16 protein-coding genes are annotated in these 16,666 nt (G+C 63.1%); 10 read left to right on the top strand and 6 right to left on the bottom strand.

Annotated elements, in window-relative coordinates; translation table 11 throughout:
- Positions 1-3 precede the first annotated feature (3 nt).
- On the bottom strand, positions 4-807 hold the full coding sequence (locus JMA46_RS01040; RefSeq protein WP_207343432.1) for an exodeoxyribonuclease III: 804 nt from the start codon (positions 805-807) through the stop codon (positions 4-6).
- Positions 808-1,038: 231 nt separating this feature from the next.
- A complete protein-coding gene (nadE, locus tag JMA46_RS01035; protein WP_207343431.1) occupies positions 1,039-1,860 on the bottom strand; it encodes an ammonia-dependent NAD(+) synthetase in 822 nt (273 codons plus the stop codon).
- Between the two features lie 142 nt (positions 1,861-2,002).
- Here nadE and pyrE point away from each other — a divergent pair, with 142 nt between their 5' ends.
- Both pyrE and JMA46_RS01025 read left to right on the top strand, forming a co-directional pair.
- A complete protein-coding gene (pyrE, locus tag JMA46_RS01030; protein WP_207343430.1) occupies positions 2,003-2,569 on the top strand; it encodes an orotate phosphoribosyltransferase in 567 nt (188 codons plus the stop codon).
- A 58-nt stretch (positions 2,570-2,627) separates the two neighbouring features.
- Entirely contained in the window at positions 2,628-3,254 is a 627-nt protein-coding gene (locus JMA46_RS01025) for a thymidine kinase (RefSeq protein WP_207343429.1), read from the top strand.
- Positions 3,255-3,352: 98 nt separating this feature from the next.
- Here JMA46_RS01025 and JMA46_RS01020 read toward each other — a convergent pair whose 3' ends face one another.
- Positions 3,353-4,147, bottom strand: coding sequence for an HAD-IIA family hydrolase (locus tag JMA46_RS01020; protein ID WP_207343428.1), 795 nt, complete (start codon positions 4,145-4,147; stop codon positions 3,353-3,355).
- A gap of 167 nt (positions 4,148-4,314) precedes the next feature.
- Between JMA46_RS01020 and JMA46_RS01015 the strand changes: the two genes are divergently transcribed.
- Together JMA46_RS01015 and JMA46_RS01010 are read left to right on the top strand one after the other, a co-directional pair.
- The gene (locus JMA46_RS01015; RefSeq protein ID WP_207343477.1) at positions 4,315-4,920 is read left to right on the top strand and encodes an RNA methyltransferase; all 606 of its coding nucleotides are present in this window, start codon (positions 4,315-4,317) and stop codon (positions 4,918-4,920) included.
- Between the two features lie 124 nt (positions 4,921-5,044).
- Complete coding sequence (locus tag JMA46_RS01010; protein WP_247646938.1) at positions 5,045-7,066, top strand: S53 family peptidase; 2,022 nt, start codon at positions 5,045-5,047, stop codon at positions 7,064-7,066.
- On the opposite strand, the gene JMA46_RS01005 is transcribed toward JMA46_RS01010, so the two are convergent.
- Entirely contained in the window at positions 7,023-7,169 is a 147-nt protein-coding gene (locus JMA46_RS01005) for a hypothetical protein (RefSeq protein ID WP_207343427.1), read from the bottom strand. The two genes, JMA46_RS01010 and JMA46_RS01005, sit on opposite strands and share 44 nt — an antisense overlap.
- Before the next feature lie 101 nt (positions 7,170-7,270).
- Between JMA46_RS01005 and fbaA the strand changes: the two genes are divergently transcribed.
- Both fbaA and JMA46_RS00995 read left to right on the top strand, forming a co-directional pair.
- Positions 7,271-8,293, top strand: a complete 1,023-nt coding sequence (gene fbaA, locus JMA46_RS01000; RefSeq protein WP_207343426.1) for a class II fructose-bisphosphate aldolase — start codon at positions 7,271-7,273, stop codon at positions 8,291-8,293.
- 1 nt (position 8,294) lies between these two features.
- Positions 8,295-8,735, top strand: coding sequence for a DUF3151 domain-containing protein (locus JMA46_RS00995; protein WP_207343425.1), 441 nt, complete (start codon positions 8,295-8,297; stop codon positions 8,733-8,735).
- Positions 8,736-8,832: 97 nt separating this feature from the next.
- Here JMA46_RS00995 and JMA46_RS17560 read toward each other — a convergent pair whose 3' ends face one another.
- Entirely contained in the window at positions 8,833-9,600 is a 768-nt protein-coding gene (locus JMA46_RS17560) for a DUF2249 domain-containing protein (RefSeq protein WP_348770017.1), read from the bottom strand.
- Between the two features lie 74 nt (positions 9,601-9,674).
- Here JMA46_RS17560 and JMA46_RS00985 point away from each other — a divergent pair, with 74 nt between their 5' ends.
- The 4 genes from JMA46_RS00985 (at position 9,675) to JMA46_RS00970 (ending at position 14,873) form a co-directional block, all read left to right on the top strand.
- Entirely contained in the window at positions 9,675-10,580 is a 906-nt protein-coding gene (locus JMA46_RS00985) for a helix-turn-helix domain-containing protein (protein ID WP_207343424.1), read from the top strand.
- The gene (locus tag JMA46_RS00980) at positions 10,577-11,722 is read left to right on the top strand and encodes a hypothetical protein (protein ID WP_247646936.1); all 1,146 of its coding nucleotides are present in this window, start codon (positions 10,577-10,579) and stop codon (positions 11,720-11,722) included. The genes JMA46_RS00985 and JMA46_RS00980 overlap by 4 nt, the downstream gene beginning before the upstream one ends.
- A gap of 74 nt (positions 11,723-11,796) precedes the next feature.
- A complete protein-coding gene (locus JMA46_RS00975; protein WP_207343423.1) occupies positions 11,797-14,436 on the top strand; it encodes a multicopper oxidase domain-containing protein in 2,640 nt (879 codons plus the stop codon).
- 89 nt (positions 14,437-14,525) lie between these two features.
- Positions 14,526-14,873 (top strand): hypothetical protein, encoded by a 348-nt coding sequence (locus tag JMA46_RS00970; protein WP_207343422.1) that lies wholly within the window; start codon positions 14,526-14,528, stop codon positions 14,871-14,873.
- Positions 14,874-14,890: 17 nt separating this feature from the next.
- Here the strand turns inward: JMA46_RS00970 and JMA46_RS00965 are convergent, their stop codons facing one another.
- The gene (locus JMA46_RS00965; RefSeq protein WP_207343421.1) at positions 14,891-16,546 is read right to left on the bottom strand and encodes a DHA2 family efflux MFS transporter permease subunit; all 1,656 of its coding nucleotides are present in this window, start codon (positions 16,544-16,546) and stop codon (positions 14,891-14,893) included.
- Positions 16,547-16,666 lie beyond the last annotated feature (120 nt).

Raw genomic sequence — 16,666 nt, 5'->3', positions numbered from 1 at the left:
GGGTTAGTCCAGCTCCACAATGACGGGGGCGTGGTCTGAGGCGCCCTTGCCCTTGCGTTCCTCGCGGTCAATTTCGGCAGCTGTGACGCGTGCGGCCAAAGCGGGGGAGGCCATGACGAAATCGATGCGCATGCCCTCTTTCTTGGGGAAGCGAAGCTGAGTGTAGTCCCAGTAGGTGTAGACACCGGGGCCCGGGTGCAAGGGACGGACGACGTCGGCGAACCCTTCCGCTTCGAACGCCGCGAAGGCTGCCCGCTCGGGTTCGCTGACGTGGGTGAGTCCCTGGGTGCGGAAAAAGTCGATGTCCCAGACGTCGTCGTCCTGGGGGGCGATGTTCCAGTCGCCCATGAGTGCGATCTGGGCGTCAGGATCCGCGCTGAGCCAGCCGGCAGCTTGGTTCTTCAGCTCGTCTAGCCACTGCAATTTGTAGGGCATGTGCTCGTCTTCAAGGGCGCGGCCGTTGGGTACATAGAGGCTCCAAATGCGCACGCCGTTGCAGGTGGCGGCAATGGCGCGGGCCTCTTGGACGGGGTCCTTGCCGCCCTTGCCGAACGCGGGCTGGTTCACGAAGGTGCGTTCAACGTCCTCGAGCCCCACGCGGGAGGCGATCGCCACGCCGTTCCACTGGCTGAAGCCAAAGTGGGCGACCTCGTAGCCGTTGTTTTCAAAGAGCTCCCACGGGAAGTTCTCGTCCTTGCACTTGGTTTCTTGGATGGCCAGCACGTCGGCGTCGGTGCGGCGCAGCCACTCCTCCACACGGTCGGCACGGGCTCTGAGCGAGTTCACATTCCAGGTAGCAATCTTCACGTCTCCAAGCTATCAAGTTAATGCTGCGGGAGGTTGGGGCAAACGCCGGATGTTCCCCATCGGCGTGCCAAAACAGCGAAGAAATCCCGCCCCCTTCCCAACGCTCCTGCACTTTCCGGGGCTTAATGCGGAACGCTCCTCCACGCTAGTGAAGGAGCGTTCCGCATTAAGCCCCGATTGGTGCAGGAGCGTCAGTGGGGAAGGGGGCAGGGGTGGTTCCTGCGCGGGCTGTTATTGCCACCACGTGTCCAACAGGGACACTGGCGTGGTGCGTTTGTGTCGGCTTTGAAGGAAACGGCGTTCGATTGATTCGGCCGCTTCTTCGGGGATGGTCTTTCCCTCGAGGTAATCGTCGATGTCGTTGTACGAGATGCCCAGCTCCGCCTCGTCGGTGCGTCCCGGCACGCCGTCGAGAAGGTCTGCCGTAGGCACCTTGTTGTAGAGGTGCTCGGAGGCGCCCAATTGCTTCAACAGGGCCCTGTTCTGTCGCTTGTTCAAGGTGTACAGCGGCAGGATGTCAGCTCCGCCGTCGCCAAACTTGGTAAAGAAGCCGGTGACCGACTCGGCCGCGTGATCCGTGCCGATGACCAGTAGATTCGATTGGCCTGCCAGTGCGTACTGGGCAATCATGCGCGAACGCGCCTTGATGTTGCCCTTGTTGAAATCACTGACGTCTTCGGTTGCAGTCTTGGCGAACTCGGCCTCGAAGCCGTCCACGGCCGGGGCTATGTTGAACGTCCACTCGGTTTTGGCGTTGATGAACTCCATGGCGGACTGCGCGTCAGCCTCGTCGTGCTGAACGCCATAGGGCAGCCGCACAGCGATGAAGTTGGACTCGACTCCCTCTTGCGCCAGTTCCTCCACGGCCAGCTGCGCCAACCGCCCGGCCAGCGTGGAATCCAATCCACCGCTGATGCCCAGCACGTAGCCGCGCGTGCCCGTGGCCTTGAGGTAGTCCTTTAGGAACTGGACCCGCCGGATGATCTCCGCAGCCGGGTCAATCCGGGGCTGGACACCAAGTTCACCAATAATCCGTGCCTGTAGTTCGCGCATGGACCAAGCGTAGCGGCCGAGGGACCCGCCGCGAGCTTGCGAGCGGTGAGAACGGGTGGGGAGAAGCGAATTTCGGAAAGGCGGGAGACGCTGTGCCTATCCGTTTCGACGACGCTGCGTCCGCGCAATTACAATAAAGCCCATGACCTCATCACTTGCCGCAGACCGCGCCCGCCTGCTCGAACTCATCAAGGAACTCGCCGTCGTCCACGGCAAGGTGATCCTGTCCTCCGGCAAGGAGGCCGACTACTACATCGACCTGCGCCGCATCACCCTCCACCACGAAGCCTCCCGCCTGGCCGGGCGCGTCATGCTGGCCATGCTGGACGACGCCGGCATCAGGTTTGAGACCGCCGGCGGCTTGACCATGGGTGCAGACCCCGTCGGAACGGCCCTGATGCACGCTGCCGCCGACGCTGGCCGAGCCATCGATGCGTTCGTGGTCCGTAAGGCCCAAAAGTCCTACGGCATGGGCCGCCAAGTCGAAGGCCCCGGCGTTGACGGGCGCAACGTCGTCGTCCTTGAAGACACCTCCACCACGGGTGGTTCCGCGCTGACCGCCGTTGAAGGTGTACGCAAGGCTGGCGGCAACATCGTGGCAGTGGCCGTGATTGTTGACCGCGACACCGGTGCAAAAGAACGCATCGAAGCTGAAGCCAACGTCCCTTACCTGTTCATCTTCGGCAAGGACGAGCTGGACCTGGACTAAGTCGCCGGCATGCTTCGGCCGCCCGGCAACCAGCTCACCACCACTTGAAAGGACACCGTTGGCTAAGCTTTATTTCCGGTATGGCGCCATGAACTCGGGCAAATCGACGGGTTTGCTGCAGGTGGCGTACAACTACGAGGAGCGCGGCCAGCGTGTGCTGCTCGCCAAGCCCGCCGTGGACACGAAGGGCAGCGGCGAAGTGGTGTCCCGGCTCGGCATTTCGCGGGATGTGGACTTTCTGGTCCAGCCCGAAGATGACATCCGGGCTCTGTTTGCGGCGAACGCGGCGGGCGATGACCCCGAAGCCCTGCTGGAGCACGTCGAAGTGGCACCCGTGGCGTGCCTACTCGTTGATGAGGCGCAGTTTCTGACCCCTGAGCAGGTGGACGGGCTGTTCCGGATTGCCGTGGAAGACGGCGTGCCGGTCATGGCGTACGGAATCCGCACGGATTTTCGCACTCGGGCGTTTCCCGGGTCCGCACGGCTGCTGGAGATCGCACATGCCCTTGAAGAGTTGAAAACCATCTGCCGCTGCGGGCGCAAAGCCCTGTTCAATATGCGCCGAATTGGTGACAAGACCGTGTTCGACGGCGACCAGCTGGCCATCGAAGGTGCTGATGTTTGGTACGAGTCATTGTGCGGCAGCTGCTATTTGAAAGCATCCGGTGGGCGGCTGCAGGTCTGATCAGGGGTTGAAACCCGGTCCGGGGGCCGTTCCGGTCCACGGACGTCGCTATAGCAATGTCTGATGACCACAACAGCCCCCGGAGCCGCAGGGGAAGTCTAAATTTCGTGGATCAGGTCTGCCACGGAGCCAAGGGCTTGATCCGGGCGGAACGGGTACGCGTCAACATCCTCAGGCTGCGTGATGCCGGTGAACACCAAAACGGTGTGCAGCCCGGCTTCCATGCCCGCAATGATGTCGGTGTCCATGCGGTCGCCAATCATGGCCGTCGTTTCAGAGTGTGCCTGAATCCGGTTCATGGCGGAGCGGAACATCATGGGGTTCGGCTTGCCCACAACGTACGGTTCACGCCCTGTAGCCTTGGTGATCAGTGCGGCCACGGCGCCGGTGGCCGGCATCGGACCCTCCTTGGAAGGTCCTGTGGCGTCGGGGTTGGTGGCGATGAAACGGGCGCCGTCACCAATGAGCCTGATGGCCTGGGTAATCGCCTCAAAGGAGTAAGTGCGCGTCTCTCCCAAGACCACATAGTCCGGGTTCTGGTCGGTGAGGATGAAACCAGCCTCGTGCAACGCCGTGGTCAACCCAGCCTCGCCAATGACAAAGGCGCGCCCGTGCGGCAGCTGCGACTTCAGGAACTGGGCGGTTGCCAACGCTGACGTCCACAGATTTTCCTCAGGGATGTCGAGGCCGGATGCCTTCAGCCGGGCTGCCAGGTCGCGCGGTGTGAAGATGGAGTTGTTGGTCAGTACCAGGAAGCGCTTGGAGGTGTCGACCCAGCGTTGAATCAGTTCTTCAGCGCCGGGAACGGCCTTGTTTTCGTGAACGAGGACGCCGTCCATGTCCGTCAGCCAACATTCGATGTCGGCGGGCCGGCGGTTTTGCACTTTGCTCATGGTCTCTCCTGGGGTGGCGGAAGCAGCTAGGTCAAGTCTTGCAGATCCGCGGCGGCACACGGGAACAGCACAGCGGCTAAAGTTAACCGGTGAGTATTTCCAGCGACACCTCTTCCCCAGCACCCGAGCCCACCGCCGCACCCGACTACGTAGAACCGCACCATGAAGTGGGCGTGGGCCCGTGGGTGGGCGAATGGCCCCAGGGGGAGCAGTGGGATCCGGAACTGCTGGCCGAGGGTGACCGGCGCAATGTGCTCGATGCCTACCGTTACTGGACCATGGACGCCATTGTGGCCGAGCTGGACACCCGCCGCCACGACTTCCACGTGGCCATTGAAAACTGGCAGCATGACATGAACATCGGCACGGTGGTGCGCACGGCCAACGCGTTCCTGGCCAAGGAAGTGCACATCATCGGACGACGGCGGTGGAACAAGCGTGGGGCCATGGTCACCGACCGCTACCAGCATGTTCGCCACCACCCGACTGTGGAGGACTTTGTGGCCTGGGCGCAGGGTGAGGGGCTGGCGATCATCGGCATCGACATCTTCCCGGATTCCGAGCAGCTGGAAACGTATGAGCTGCCCCGCAACTGTGTGTTCGTGTTTGGCCAGGAAGGCCCCGGGCTCAGTGCGGAAGTTCACGCTGCGGCAAAGACCACGCTCTCCATTGAACAATTTGGTTCCACCCGCTCCATCAACGCCGCCTCCGCTGCCGGCATCGCCATGCACGCGTGGATCCGCCGGCACGTTTTCAACCAAAAAGTGGGCTGAAAATAGTGGTCGAATAATTTCTTCCTGATTTTTCCCAGAGGGTAGCCAGTGAATTGGGTGTGGGTTTAAGCTCGCAGTATGCGGGCGCATAGGGTGCCCGACTGTTGAAGGACCTCTGATGAGAATGTCATTCAGACCACTAAAATTAACCAACAAAATTTTGGCCATCAGTGCTGCCGCGGCGTGTGCCTTGGCGATGGGGGCCAGCGGGGCTGTGGCAGCGCCGCCTCCCGCCCCAGGGGCCTCGTTCCCGGGTGCCGTACCCAGTTGGGCGCTGCCAGCGAACAGTCAAGGCGCCACAGCCGCAGACGTCACAGTTGAAGCAGAAATCTATCTGCCTCTGAAGGACCCAAAGGGTGCCGTGGACCTGGCTGCGACAGTGTCCAATCCGCACAGCAAAAGCTACCAGAAGAGCCTGTCCCCGTCTCGATGGATTAGCCGCTTTTCACCCAGCAAGGATGACTATGCAGCCGTTGTGAGCTTCCTCAAGGACCGCGGGATGACCATCACAGGGACCCCGGAGAGCCGGCTCTACGTCGTTTTCCGAGGCGCCGTCTCGGTGCTGAACAACGCCTTCAAGACACAACTGAACAACTACGATCTGCACGGGACCACTCTGGTTGGCCCGGCCATTGCGCCGAGCCTCCCTGCTTCCATCGCCAGTAAGGTAGCTGGTATTTCCGTGGACCAGGGCAGCCTCATGACCCGGCCGGACTACATGCGCCCGGGCGACGGCCTGCCGGTGACCCCGCAGCTGCGCGGTGCCACCCCGAAGGCGGAGACAGCCGCGTGCTCCAACTATTGGGGACAAAACACCACTGCGATCCCGCAGGCATACGGCAAGACGACGGCCCCGACCTTCATCTGTGGTTACACCCCAAAACAAATCCAGTCCGCCTATGGCAAGGACGCTGTGGCAGCGGCCATGCCGGGCAACAGCGGCCAGCACGGGCACGCACCTGACGGTAGGGGTCAAACAGTTGCCATCATTGACGCATACGCCTCGCCCACCATGCTCTCCGACATCAACAACTACTCGGCCAGCTACGGGCTTCCGCAGATGAATTCACGCAGCTACCGGCAGATTGTGCCCTCACCGGACGAGTTTCAAGACCAGGCACTGTGCCAGTTCCCCAGCGGCTGGCAGCCCGAACAGGCCGTGGACGTCGCCTCTGTGCACGGCACCGCGCCGGGGGCCAACATCCTCTATGTGGGTGGCTTCAACTGCGGCGGTGGCCTGGACCTTGCCATGTCCAAGATCCTTGACCACAAGCTGGCAACCATTGTCAGCAACAGCTATGGCAACGAAGGCGAGACGCTGTCGGCCAACGCCGTCGCCGGTGAGGTCAACATCCAGCTGCAGGCCGCCGGTGAAGGAATCGGTCTGTACTTCTCCAGCGGTGACAGTGGAGATGAGAGCATCAACCTTGGCTACACAGCGCCCGACTTCCCCGCCAGCTCACCCTGGGTCACTGCCGTGGGCGGAACCAGCCTTGCGGTGAACAGGAACGGATCCTATAAGTTCGAGACTGGGTGGGGCGGCATTCTGGACCGGATTGCCGACGGCGCCTACACCGCCCCCCTCCCCGGGGACGTCTATGGCGGAGGAGCAGGCGGCGGTATGAGCGCCATCTTCGCCCAACCGGAGTACCAGAAAGGCGCGGTGCCGTCCTCGCTGGCCAAGGGCATGCGGGTGGTTCCGGACATCTCCTCCCTGGCGGACCCCTACACCGGCTACGTGATCGGCATCAGCCCCATCAATGACGACACCACGTTGACCACCGATCCCTACACCACCGAAACCTACGGCGGCACGTCCTTGGCGTGCCCGCTGACCGCCGGCCAGATGGCAGTCGCGCAACAGCTCAGCGGCCAAACGCTGGGCTTTGCCAACCCTGTTATTTATGCGGTGAACAAGGCGAGCAGCAAGGTGTTCCAGGATGTGGTTCCGCTGCGGCAACAACCCGCCCTGGCCTACACCAGCGCCCGAAGCGGTAACCAGTACCTAGTATCTATGGACATGGACTCCTCGCTGTTCACGGCCAAGGGGTACGACGACGTCACCGGCGTTGGGAGCATGAGCTACCGCTTTGCGCTTGCGATCAGCCAGTGGAACCGCCCCTGCCGGCACGGCGGGTGGTGCTGACACCCACACCCGGCCTGTCCCAAGGCTCGACGGCGGCCCCGGCACCCAAGTCGGGGCCGCCGTCGAGCGTGGAAAATGCCACGGACTTTGAATGCCGTTTCATGTTCTTCGACACTTCGTGTGCACTGGCTAAGATAGGAGGAGCCATGCAGGAGTTGGCCCGTTGCCAGCCTCCCAGCGCCGTTCTGCCATAAGGAGCTTTCAATGCCCATTGCAACACCGGACAAGTATGCCGAAATGATTGACCGCGCCAAGGCCGGTGCATTCGCTTATCCCGCGGTCAACGTGACTTCCTCACAGACCCTGAACGCAACCCTGCAGGGCTTCGCAGATGCCGGCACCGACGGCATCATCCAGGTTTCCACCGGTGGCGGCGCCTACTGGTCCGGCGCCGGCGTGAAGGATATGGTTGCCGGTTCGCTGGGCTTCGCAGCCTTTGCCCGCGAAGTGGCCAAGAACTACCCCATCAACGTGGCCCTGCACACCGACCACTGCCCGAAGGACAAGCTGGACGGCTTTGTGCTTCCTCTGCTGGCCGCCTCGGAAGCCGAGGTGAAGGCCGGCCGCGACCCGATCTTCAACTCGCACATGTGGGACGGCTCGCACGAAACCCTCGAAGAGAACCTGCGCATCGGCCGCGAACTGCTGGCCCGCACGCACGCTGCGAAGATGATCCTGGAAGTTGAGATCGGCGCAGTTGGCGGCGAGGAAGATGGCGTCGAGAACGCCATTAACGACAAGCTGTACTCCACCGTTGAGGACGGCCTGGCCACGATTGAAGCACTTGGCTCTGGCGAGCACGGCCGCTACATCACGGCCCTGACCTTCGGCAACGTGCACGGCGTGTACAAGCCCGGCAACGTGAAGCTGCGTCCGGAGCTCCTGAAGGACATCCAGGCCGCTGTTGGTGCCAAGATCGGCAAGGAAAACCCCTTCGATCTGGTCTTCCACGGCGGTTCAGGCTCCTCGTCGCAGGAGATTGCCGACGCCGTGTCCTTCGGTGTCATCAAGATGAACATCGACACCGACACGCAGTACGCCTACACGCGCCCGGTGGTTGATCACATGTTCACCAACTACAACGGCGTGCTGAAGGTCGACGGCGACGTTGGCAACAAGAAAACGTATGACCCCCGCGTTTGGGGTGCGTCGGCCGAAAAGGGCCTGGCTGCCCGCGTTGTCGAAGCTGCCGCGCAGCTCGGCTCCGCAGGCAAGACGTTCAAATAATATGAGCGAGGATTTTCGTAGAAACCTTCTCGGCCCGGAGCCCACACTGCTCCCGGCCGAGGTGGAGGTTCAGGCACGTCTGGATGCAGGGGATGAGGCGGTTGATTTGGCTGCAGCGAACCCCACGTCTTCACTGTTGTGGGCCATCCTGGCAGATGAGGCGTACGCGGAAGGCCGGACCATTGAGTCCTACGCCTATGCCCGCACCGGCTACCACCGAGGCCTTGACGCGCTGCGTCGCAACGGCTGGCGCGGAACCGGTCCCGTGCCGTACTCGCATGAGGGAAACCGCGGTTTCCTGCGTGCGCTGTATGCGCTGGGCCGTGCCGCGGGCGCCATTGGCGAGTCGGATGAGGCTGCGCGCATCGCCACGTTCTTGAACGACTCCGATCCTGCCGCCATGGCCGCGATCGAGGCCGCGCTGCAGGGTTCAACGCGCTAAGCTGCAACGCTTCAAGCCGCAACACAAAAGTGCCGTCGATCCTCAAGGGATCGGCGGCACTTTTCGTTTAGCGGATACTTGTCGACGGTAGTTGCTGTTAGTTGCGGACCATGCTCAGCTTCCACAGTTCCGGACCATTTTCCACGTAGTCCACCGTGAACTTACCTGCGGCACGCTGTTCCAGCTGAGCCAGCAAAGGCAGCGGGTTGTGGTTGGCGACCAGCAAGATGCCGCGTCCGGTGGTGAGCCCTTCCAAAGCGCCGAAGATGGTGGCGTGGCGGATGGCGTGGGGGATGACGCGGGTGTCCAGCTCAGACAGGCCGGGGTCGTCGTGCCCACCGCAGGCACAGCCGCCCTGAGCAGGAGCAGCACTTTCAGCCGTAGCTGCGGAGTTGCGGACCGGCAGCAACTCGGAGAGTGTGACGGCAGGGTTTTGTGCCAGTGCGGGCAGAACGAGTTCGCTGGCTTGGTCCACGAATACGGTCACGGCTTCCTGGAGGGCGCCGCCGGCGTGGACCATTTTGACGGGGGATTCCTGAACTTCCAAATCCTTCGTTGCAGACACCAGGCGGGTGTTGTGCGAGGCTGCCAACGACGCAATGACGTTGGCTGACGTGACAGAGCTGTCAGCAGATTGGAAGGCGGCTGCGAGGGCGGCCGACAACGGCAGAAGCTCCTTTTCTGCAAAGTCAACCAGTGCTCCCTGATCCGTTGCTGCCAGTTCTCCGCCCGCAGGATTGGCTGCGGCCGACACGAGATTGTTGCCGAGGGTGCGCACGGTTCCGGCGGCTTCAGCAAGTCGGGTGCGGGCGTCCTCCAAGGACGCAGCTTCTGTGGAAGAGGAAGCAAGAACAAGATTATTCACGGTCAAAACCTTTCATGACTGCTCGAATTTGTTGCGAATGGCGATTCTGCGACTATATTACTACACTTAATCCCGTGGAAAATAAAAGTGCCTTGCCGCCGTCATATGGCCCTAGACCTGGGCGTCGTGATGCCGTGGCGCCGATTTCCAAGGCTCGTGCGGCCGTGCTTTCAAGGCTGCGCGAAATTGACGGCACACTCAGCGTTGAGCAATTGGCGCTGCAAACGGGTCAGCATGCGAACACAGCCCGTGAACACCTTGAAGCGCTCGTCGAGGACGGCTACGCCACCAGGACGGCAGCCCCCAAAGAAGGCCGGGGTAGGCCGGCCTGGCTGTACCAGCCTTCACCCGTACCCGCTGGGCCCGTGGGATATGCGGCCCTCGCCGCGGCCCTCGCGCAGCATCTGGCTACTCACAGTGAAAACGCCGCAGCCGAAGGCGAAGCAGCTGGGCGCGCCTGGGCGCGTGCCATGCCCTCGGCCGGGTCAAACGGAACTGCCGCTGCTGGCACCGGACTGGCTAACAGGGCAGGATCGGCTAACGGGGCACGGTCAGCCAATAGGGCGCAACTTTCGGCTGCTGCCGCCAAAGCCACCCGCAGCCATGTGGCCACAGCGCTTGAACAGGCGGGATTCGGTGTGCAAAAAAACCGCGACGCCACTGAACTGACGCTGACCGTCTGCCCCATTGTCGAGGCCGCGCGGGAGAACCCAGACGTGGTGTGCGCCGTTCACCTCGGTCTGGTGAAGGAGTTGCTGGCGGGCAGCGGGCTGCCAGAGGACGACGTCGAGCTGCTGCCGTTTGCGGGGCCAGGCATCTGCACCCTGCACATGCGCCCCGGGGCAGGGCAAACCGGGGCAGGGCAAATTGGGGAAGGGCAACCGGGTGCACCTCGCCAGCACAGCGCTGCTTCGGGTGCATCCAGTTCAGGCGCAACCCAGCAAGAAGCGGGAGCCGAAGCAGGCCCCGCAACCACATGACTGCGACCAAGCCGGCCGGCACGGCACCAGCCAAAGCCAAACCCCGCCGCCGGCCCAGCATGCTGCGCAGGCCAGCCTTCCGCATGATGTTCCTGCTGCCTGCCGGTGCAGCCCTGCTCATCGGGCTCAACGCCGGCCTGCAACTTTTGGGGGCTGACGCCCCGCTGAAGATCGACCGTTTCCCCCAAGTTCACGGCATGCTGCTGGTGCTCAGTTTCGTGGGCACCGTCATCTCTCTGGAACGCTCCGTAGCCTTGAACAAGGCATGGGGTTACGCCGCGCCGGCACTGTTGGGAGTCGCCGGCCTGTTGCTGATTTCTCCTCTCGACCTGTGGATCGGCAAGGCCGTGCTGCTGGCCGGGACCATCGTGATGACGGTTGTCTACATCCCGCTGTGGCGCCGCCAGTATGACAACGTGGTGCTCATCCAAATCCTCGGCTCGGTTGCCGCTGTGGCCGCCGCCGCACTGTGGCTGCGCGTGCCCAGCATCCCGGTTTTGCTGCCGTTCCTCATCACCTATGTGGTGCTGACGATCGCCGGTGAACGGCTGGAACTGGCCAGGATCGGCATCAACAGCCCCAAGGCAGAGCCGCTTCTGCTCGCCGCGTCCTTCGCAATTCTGGCCGCCACCACGGCCACACTGCTGTGGCCGTCCGCCGGCTACCCGCTCTACGGGGTGCTGCTGCTGGCCCTCGTCGGCTGGCTCACCGTATACGACGCCGCCCGCAAAACCATCCGCTCCCAAGGACTGCCGCGCTACATTGCCGCCTGCCTGCTGGCGGGCTACGGCTGGTTGGCGATTGCCGGCGTCGTGCTGGCACTCCATGATGGGCCGCTGACGGGGGGCTCGTACGACGTCGCCGTCCATGCCGTGTTCCTTGGCTTCACCATCTCCATGATCATGGCCCACGCACCCGTGATCCTGCCTGCCGTGCTCCGCAAACCGCTGCCCTACACGTCCGGTTTCTGGCTGCCTGCAGGCCTTTTGCACGCGTCCTTGGCCCTACGATTGGGATTGGGCGACGGCGCTGCCCTCAACGGCGCGTGGGTCACCGGCGGCGTCCTGAACGTCATATCCATCCTGCTGTTCGCCGTCATGGCGGTTTGGCAGGCCACTCATGCGCAGAAAGCAGCAGTGTGAACATCGGCTCCGCACCCACTCCCGGCTCGGGCCCAACGCCAGGCCCAACTCCGGCCACCGCAGGCAGAACGCCGATGAACCGGGCAGCCTGGCATCAGCGCGCCAATGCACCTGCGGTGTTTTGGCTGCTGGCGCTCGTGGTGGTGGTGTTGTTCCACCGCAACATCCCCGTCTCCGCGTGGCTCATGGTGCACCTGTTGCTGCTGGGGGCGATCACTAACTCGATCCTCGTGTGGAGCTGGCACTTCGCCCAGGCACTGCTGCGCGGGCCGACCCCCGGCAACCGGGGCATGGTGGCACGGCTGATCGGCTTGAACGTGGCTGTGGCCCTCGTCGTGGTGTCCATGATCGTCAATGTCTGGGTCCTGACGCTGGTAGGCAGCATAGGGGTCGGGCTGGCCGTTGCCGCCCAAGCTGTGGTCCTGGGACTGCGGGCCCGCAAGGCGCTGCCTTCCCGTTTTGGCCCCACTGTTTGGTATTACGTTGCGGCATGCCTGCTGTTGCCCGTGGGTGCCGGCGTGGGGGCTGCGCTTGCATCAGGCATCAGCGGCGAAGCGCACGTGCGGCTAATGCTGGTCCACGTGAGTGTCAACGTGCTCGGCTTTGTGGGACTGAGCGTCCTGGGAACGCTCATGACATTGCTGCCAACCATGCTGCGCACAAGAGTGGCCGACGGCGCCGAAGCCGTTGCGCGCCACGGTGCTGTTCCGCTGCTGGCCGGGGTGCTGCTCACAGCCGCCGGCGCCGCTGCAGGGGTCATGTTCCTGTGTTCGGTGGGACTCGCCGTCTACTTGGGCGGCGTCATCTATATTTGCGTACCGCTGGCGAAGGTGGTGCGATCAAAACGGCCCACGACTTTCGCACCGTTGTCCGCCATTGCCGCACTGTTTTGGATGCTGGTTTCTCTCGTGTGGCTGTTGGTACTTTCGTTTTCGGCTGGCAGCTGGGAGACTCTGCACCGCGGGATCGAGTCGGTGGTGCCCGTGCTTGCCGCTGGCTTTGCCGCCCAGGTTCTGGGTGCTGCGCTGACATATCTGGTGCCGGTGGTTTTGGGTGGAGGGCCGGCCAAGGTCAAGCACCGCACCGCAATTTTGGACAAGGCTGGCTGGTTCCGCGTGGTGCTGGCCAACGCCGCACTGGTGGTCTCGCTGATGCCGGTGCCCAGTCTGGTGCGCGTGGGAACCACGTTCCTGGTATTTGGCGCGCTGGCCTGGTTCCTGCCGCTGCTGGGAATCGCCTTGTTCAGCAAAGCCCCAGGGGGCCCATCCCAGAAAGCAGGCCCGAGCGCAGCCCAGACTCCGGCATTGAAAGCACAGCTGGACAAGGCTGCCGCTGCGTATGACCCGGCCCCGCGCAGAAGGTTGGGTCAGGGCGCAACCGCACTGGCCGTCGTCGTACTGGTCATTGTGGCCGGGATTATTGCCGATCCGCAGTCCATGCCCGGGTTTGCCGCCGTGGTGCAGCAGCCTGCCGTGGTGGCCACGGGTCAAACCACCACGGTGGACATGACCATGAAGGACATGCGTTTTCACCCGGACAAGGTGGACGTGCCAGTGGGGAACAAGCTGGTCATCAACCTGGTCAACGAAGACACCATGGTGCACGACCTCGTCACGGCCATGGGTGCAGAATCCGGGCGGCTGTATCCGGGGGAGAAGGCCACCATCGACGCGGGCGTGATCGGTGCAAATGTGGCTGGTTGGTGCAGCGTGGCTGGGCACAAGCAGCAGGGCATGGTATTCAGCATTGTGGCCACCGGTGCGGGTGTTACGGCCCCTCCTGCAACCCCGACCAACACCATGCCGGGCATGGACCACGGCGCGGATTCGGGCCCTCCCGCCGTCTTTGACTTCATGAAGGAACCTGCCGCGGGCTTCAAAGCGCACGACGCCGTGCTGCCGCCGACGCTGTCCGGGACGGTGCACGAGGTGGCCATCAAGGTCACTGAGGAGGAGCGCGAGGTTTCGCCCGGGGTCACCCAACGGTTGTGGCTGTTCAACGGAACGGCACCCGGGCCTACGCTGCACGGCAAGGTGGGCGACAAATTCAAGATCACACTGACGAACGACGGAACCATGGGGCACTCGATCGACTTCCATGCCGGGGCGTTGGCGCCGGATGAACCGATGCGCACCATCAACCCGGGGGAGTCGCTGACGTACAATTTCACGGCCACCCGCGCCGGAATCTGGCTGTACCACTGCAGCACCATGCCCATGAGCCAGCACATCGCCAACGGCATGTTTGGTGCCGTGGTCATCGATCCGCCCAACCTGCCCAAGGTGGACAAGGAATACGTGCTCATCCAGTCCGAGATCTATGCAGGCGGCCAGGGCGGCGTGGCCGACCTGGCGAAGATCCAGGCCGATACCCCCGACGCCGTCGTGTTCAACGGCTACGCGAACCAGTATAAGTTCAGCCCGCTGCCGGCCAAGGTGGGCGAGCGGGTGCGCATCTGGGTGCTCGATGCCGGACCAAACCGGGCCACGTCCTTCCATGTGGTGGGTGGCCAGTTCGACACGGTTTGGAGCGAAGGCCGCTACTTGCTTGACGGCTCCGACCCGGCCGCCGGTGCGCAAGTCCTTCCACTGGCCGCGGCGCAGGGCGGCTTCGTGGAGCTCACGTTCCCGGAGGCCGGCAACTACCCCTTCGTTTCGCACAGCATGGTCGACGCCGAACGCGGCGCCAGCGGGGTGTTCCACATCGAGAAGTGACCGTGGATAATCGTAAGACAGACTGGCTGCACTGAAGGGATATATTCGAGATTGGCCCAGGGCAGGCCCACGAAAGTTGGAGGAGCACCATGACGGCGACGTCAGAAACTTCCCTGGACCTGCTCCACGCCGTTGCTCAGCAACTGGCCGCAGAGGGTCCGGTGGAAATGGGAACGATGTTCCGCAGCCCTGGATTGCGTACGTGCACAAAAATCTTTGCGTTCCTTGGACATGGCGACTACCTCATCATGAAGCTGCCGCGTGACCGTGCGAATGAGCTCGCCTCGTCGGGTGGTGCGAAGCCCGTCACGATGGGCACGCGGACCATGCGTGAGTGGGTGGAGATTCCGGCGCATGCCGACTATGGCACCACGCTGGCCACCTGGACCGCACTCGCCAAGGAGGCACTGCACTTTGTGCGCAGCCTGGGTGACTAGTGTTCAGGGACCGCCGCCTATTCCGGTTCTGCTTCGCTGGCAATTTTTCGCGCCGCGGCGGCCACTTGGAAAGAGCCCACCAGCCCGATGAACAAGAACACGGCGGCTGCAAGCACCGCAGCGCTGGTGGCTTGGGCAAAGCCGTTGGACAGTGCAGCAACTGCGCCAGGCCCGGCGTCACCCAGTGGACCGTGGGTGCCCAACTGGGCCAATTGAGGCACGACGCCGCCCGCTGAGTCACGCAGCTGCCCGGCCAAGGTGCCTACTTGGTTCGCGGGAAGCCCCGGAACGGCTGAAAGCAGCCCGGTGGCACTGGAAACTGCGTAGTGGGCCAGGACGCTGCCCATGATGGCTGATCCCAACGCCGCACCCAGCTGTCTGACCGTGCTTTGAGTAGCAGAGCCCTGTCCCGAAACTGCGGTGGGAATGTCAGCCAGCACCGTTCCCGTCAACTGGGCGGACGCCAAGCCCAGGCCCAGACCATAGACCACCAGCAGGGCGGCAATGAGCCAGATGGAGGTGGTGGCGGTCATCAGCAGGCCAAGGGCCAGCAACCCGGCAGTCTCCAGCCCCAACCCAATGATCACCACGTTGGGTGGGCCCATCCTCGCGGCCAAGTGCCGGGCTGACGCTCCTGAGAAGAACGCCCCGAGCGCCATGGCTGCCAGCACGAACCCTGCGTCGAGCGTGCCAAGACCCAGAATATTGATCAAGTACAGCGGCAGCACCAGCAGCAGCCCGAATTCGCCAATGGCCACCATCGCCGCAACGGAGTTGCCCCAGGAAAACGTCCTGACCCGGAACAACGTAAGGTCCAAAATGGCGGAGCGCTCCACCGTGGCCCGGTGCTTTTCCCACACCACAAATCCGGTCAGCAAAACAATGCTGGCCGCCAAGGTCAGCGGGACTGCGGAGATGGCGGCGTCGGCAGGCCAACTGACGGGGCCCAGGCTCAGGGCGCTCTTAGTGGACCACCAACCCAGGGTGGGACCTTCAATTAACGCGAAAACGAACAAGCCGAATCCTGTGGCACTGAGCAGCAGGCCAAGGACGTCGAACCCAGCCTTGTCATGGGGGGAGCGGGTTTCAGAAACAAAGAACACGGTCCCAATCAGCACGGCCACACCAAGCGGGATGTTCACGATGAAGATCCACTGCCAGGCAAAGGAAGAGGTCAACCAGCCACCCAACAACGGCCCAATGGCGGCCATGCCGGAGATGGCGGCACCCCAGACGGCAAATGCGGTGGTCCGGTCCTTGCCAAAAAACGTGGAGTTCACACTCGACAGCGTTGCCGGCAGCACGGCTGCACCACCCACCCCCTGAAGGACGCGGCTCAGAATCAGGGATCCGGCGTCGTGCGAGAGAGCGGCAAAAACACTGCCAACCATGAACAGGACAACACCGATGATGAACAGCTTCCGGCGCCCAACCCTGTCACCCAGACGCCCGCTCGTCAGCAGCAGCGCGGCCAGCACCACCGAATACAGGCTGTTCACCCACTGGGCTTCATTCAGGTCAAGGTGTAGGTCGGCGATGATGGTGGGCAGGGAGACGCCAACAATGGTGCCGTCGATGACGATCATGGACAGCCCGGCCGCCAAAACACCCAGCCCGGCCCACTTGTTGCGCGAGGATCCCGCCGTTACCTCGAAACTCGCTTGTTGCTGCATGCTTCCACGCTACTTTTGCGCGGGCCGCAAACCATCAACCAAGTGGTTGATTCCACCCTCCCCCCTCGACGCTCCTGCACCTTCCGGCCTTAAAACACAAACGGTCCCGCACCAGGTGCG

This window comes from Arthrobacter sp. E3 (assembly GCF_017353415.1).
In the GTDB taxonomy this organism is placed as follows: domain Bacteria; phylum Actinomycetota; class Actinomycetes; order Actinomycetales; family Micrococcaceae; genus Specibacter.
Note: the sequence above shows the minus strand (reverse complement) of the source record. Positions and strands in the feature narration are given on the sequence as shown.

Bases quoted from the DNA above. Each gene is read 5' to 3' on its own strand.
- nadE (WP_207343431.1), bottom strand. From the start codon at position 1,860: ATGCGCGAACTACAGGCACGGATTATTGGTGAACTTGGTGTCCAGCCC.
- pyrE (WP_207343430.1), top strand. From the start codon at position 2,003: ATGACCTCATCACTTGCCGCAGACCGCGCCCGCCTGCTCGAACTCATC.
- JMA46_RS01020 (WP_207343428.1), bottom strand. From the start codon at position 4,147: ATGAGCAAAGTGCAAAACCGCCGGCCCGCCGACATCGAATGTTGGCTG.
- JMA46_RS01010 (WP_247646938.1), top strand. From the start codon at position 5,045: ATGTCATTCAGACCACTAAAATTAACCAACAAAATTTTGGCCATCAGT.
- JMA46_RS01005 (WP_207343427.1), bottom strand. From the start codon at position 7,169: ATGAAACGGCATTCAAAGTCCGTGGCATTTTCCACGCTCGACGGCGGC.
- fbaA (WP_207343426.1), top strand. From the start codon at position 7,271: ATGCCCATTGCAACACCGGACAAGTATGCCGAAATGATTGACCGCGCC.
- JMA46_RS00995 (WP_207343425.1), top strand. From the start codon at position 8,295: ATGAGCGAGGATTTTCGTAGAAACCTTCTCGGCCCGGAGCCCACACTG.
- JMA46_RS00980 (WP_247646936.1), top strand. From the start codon at position 10,577: ATGACTGCGACCAAGCCGGCCGGCACGGCACCAGCCAAAGCCAAACCC.
- JMA46_RS00975 (WP_207343423.1), top strand. From the start codon at position 11,797: ATGAACCGGGCAGCCTGGCATCAGCGCGCCAATGCACCTGCGGTGTTT.
- JMA46_RS00970 (WP_207343422.1), top strand. From the start codon at position 14,526: ATGACGGCGACGTCAGAAACTTCCCTGGACCTGCTCCACGCCGTTGCT.
- JMA46_RS00965 (WP_207343421.1), bottom strand. From the start codon at position 16,546: ATGCAGCAACAAGCGAGTTTCGAGGTAACGGCGGGATCCTCGCGCAAC.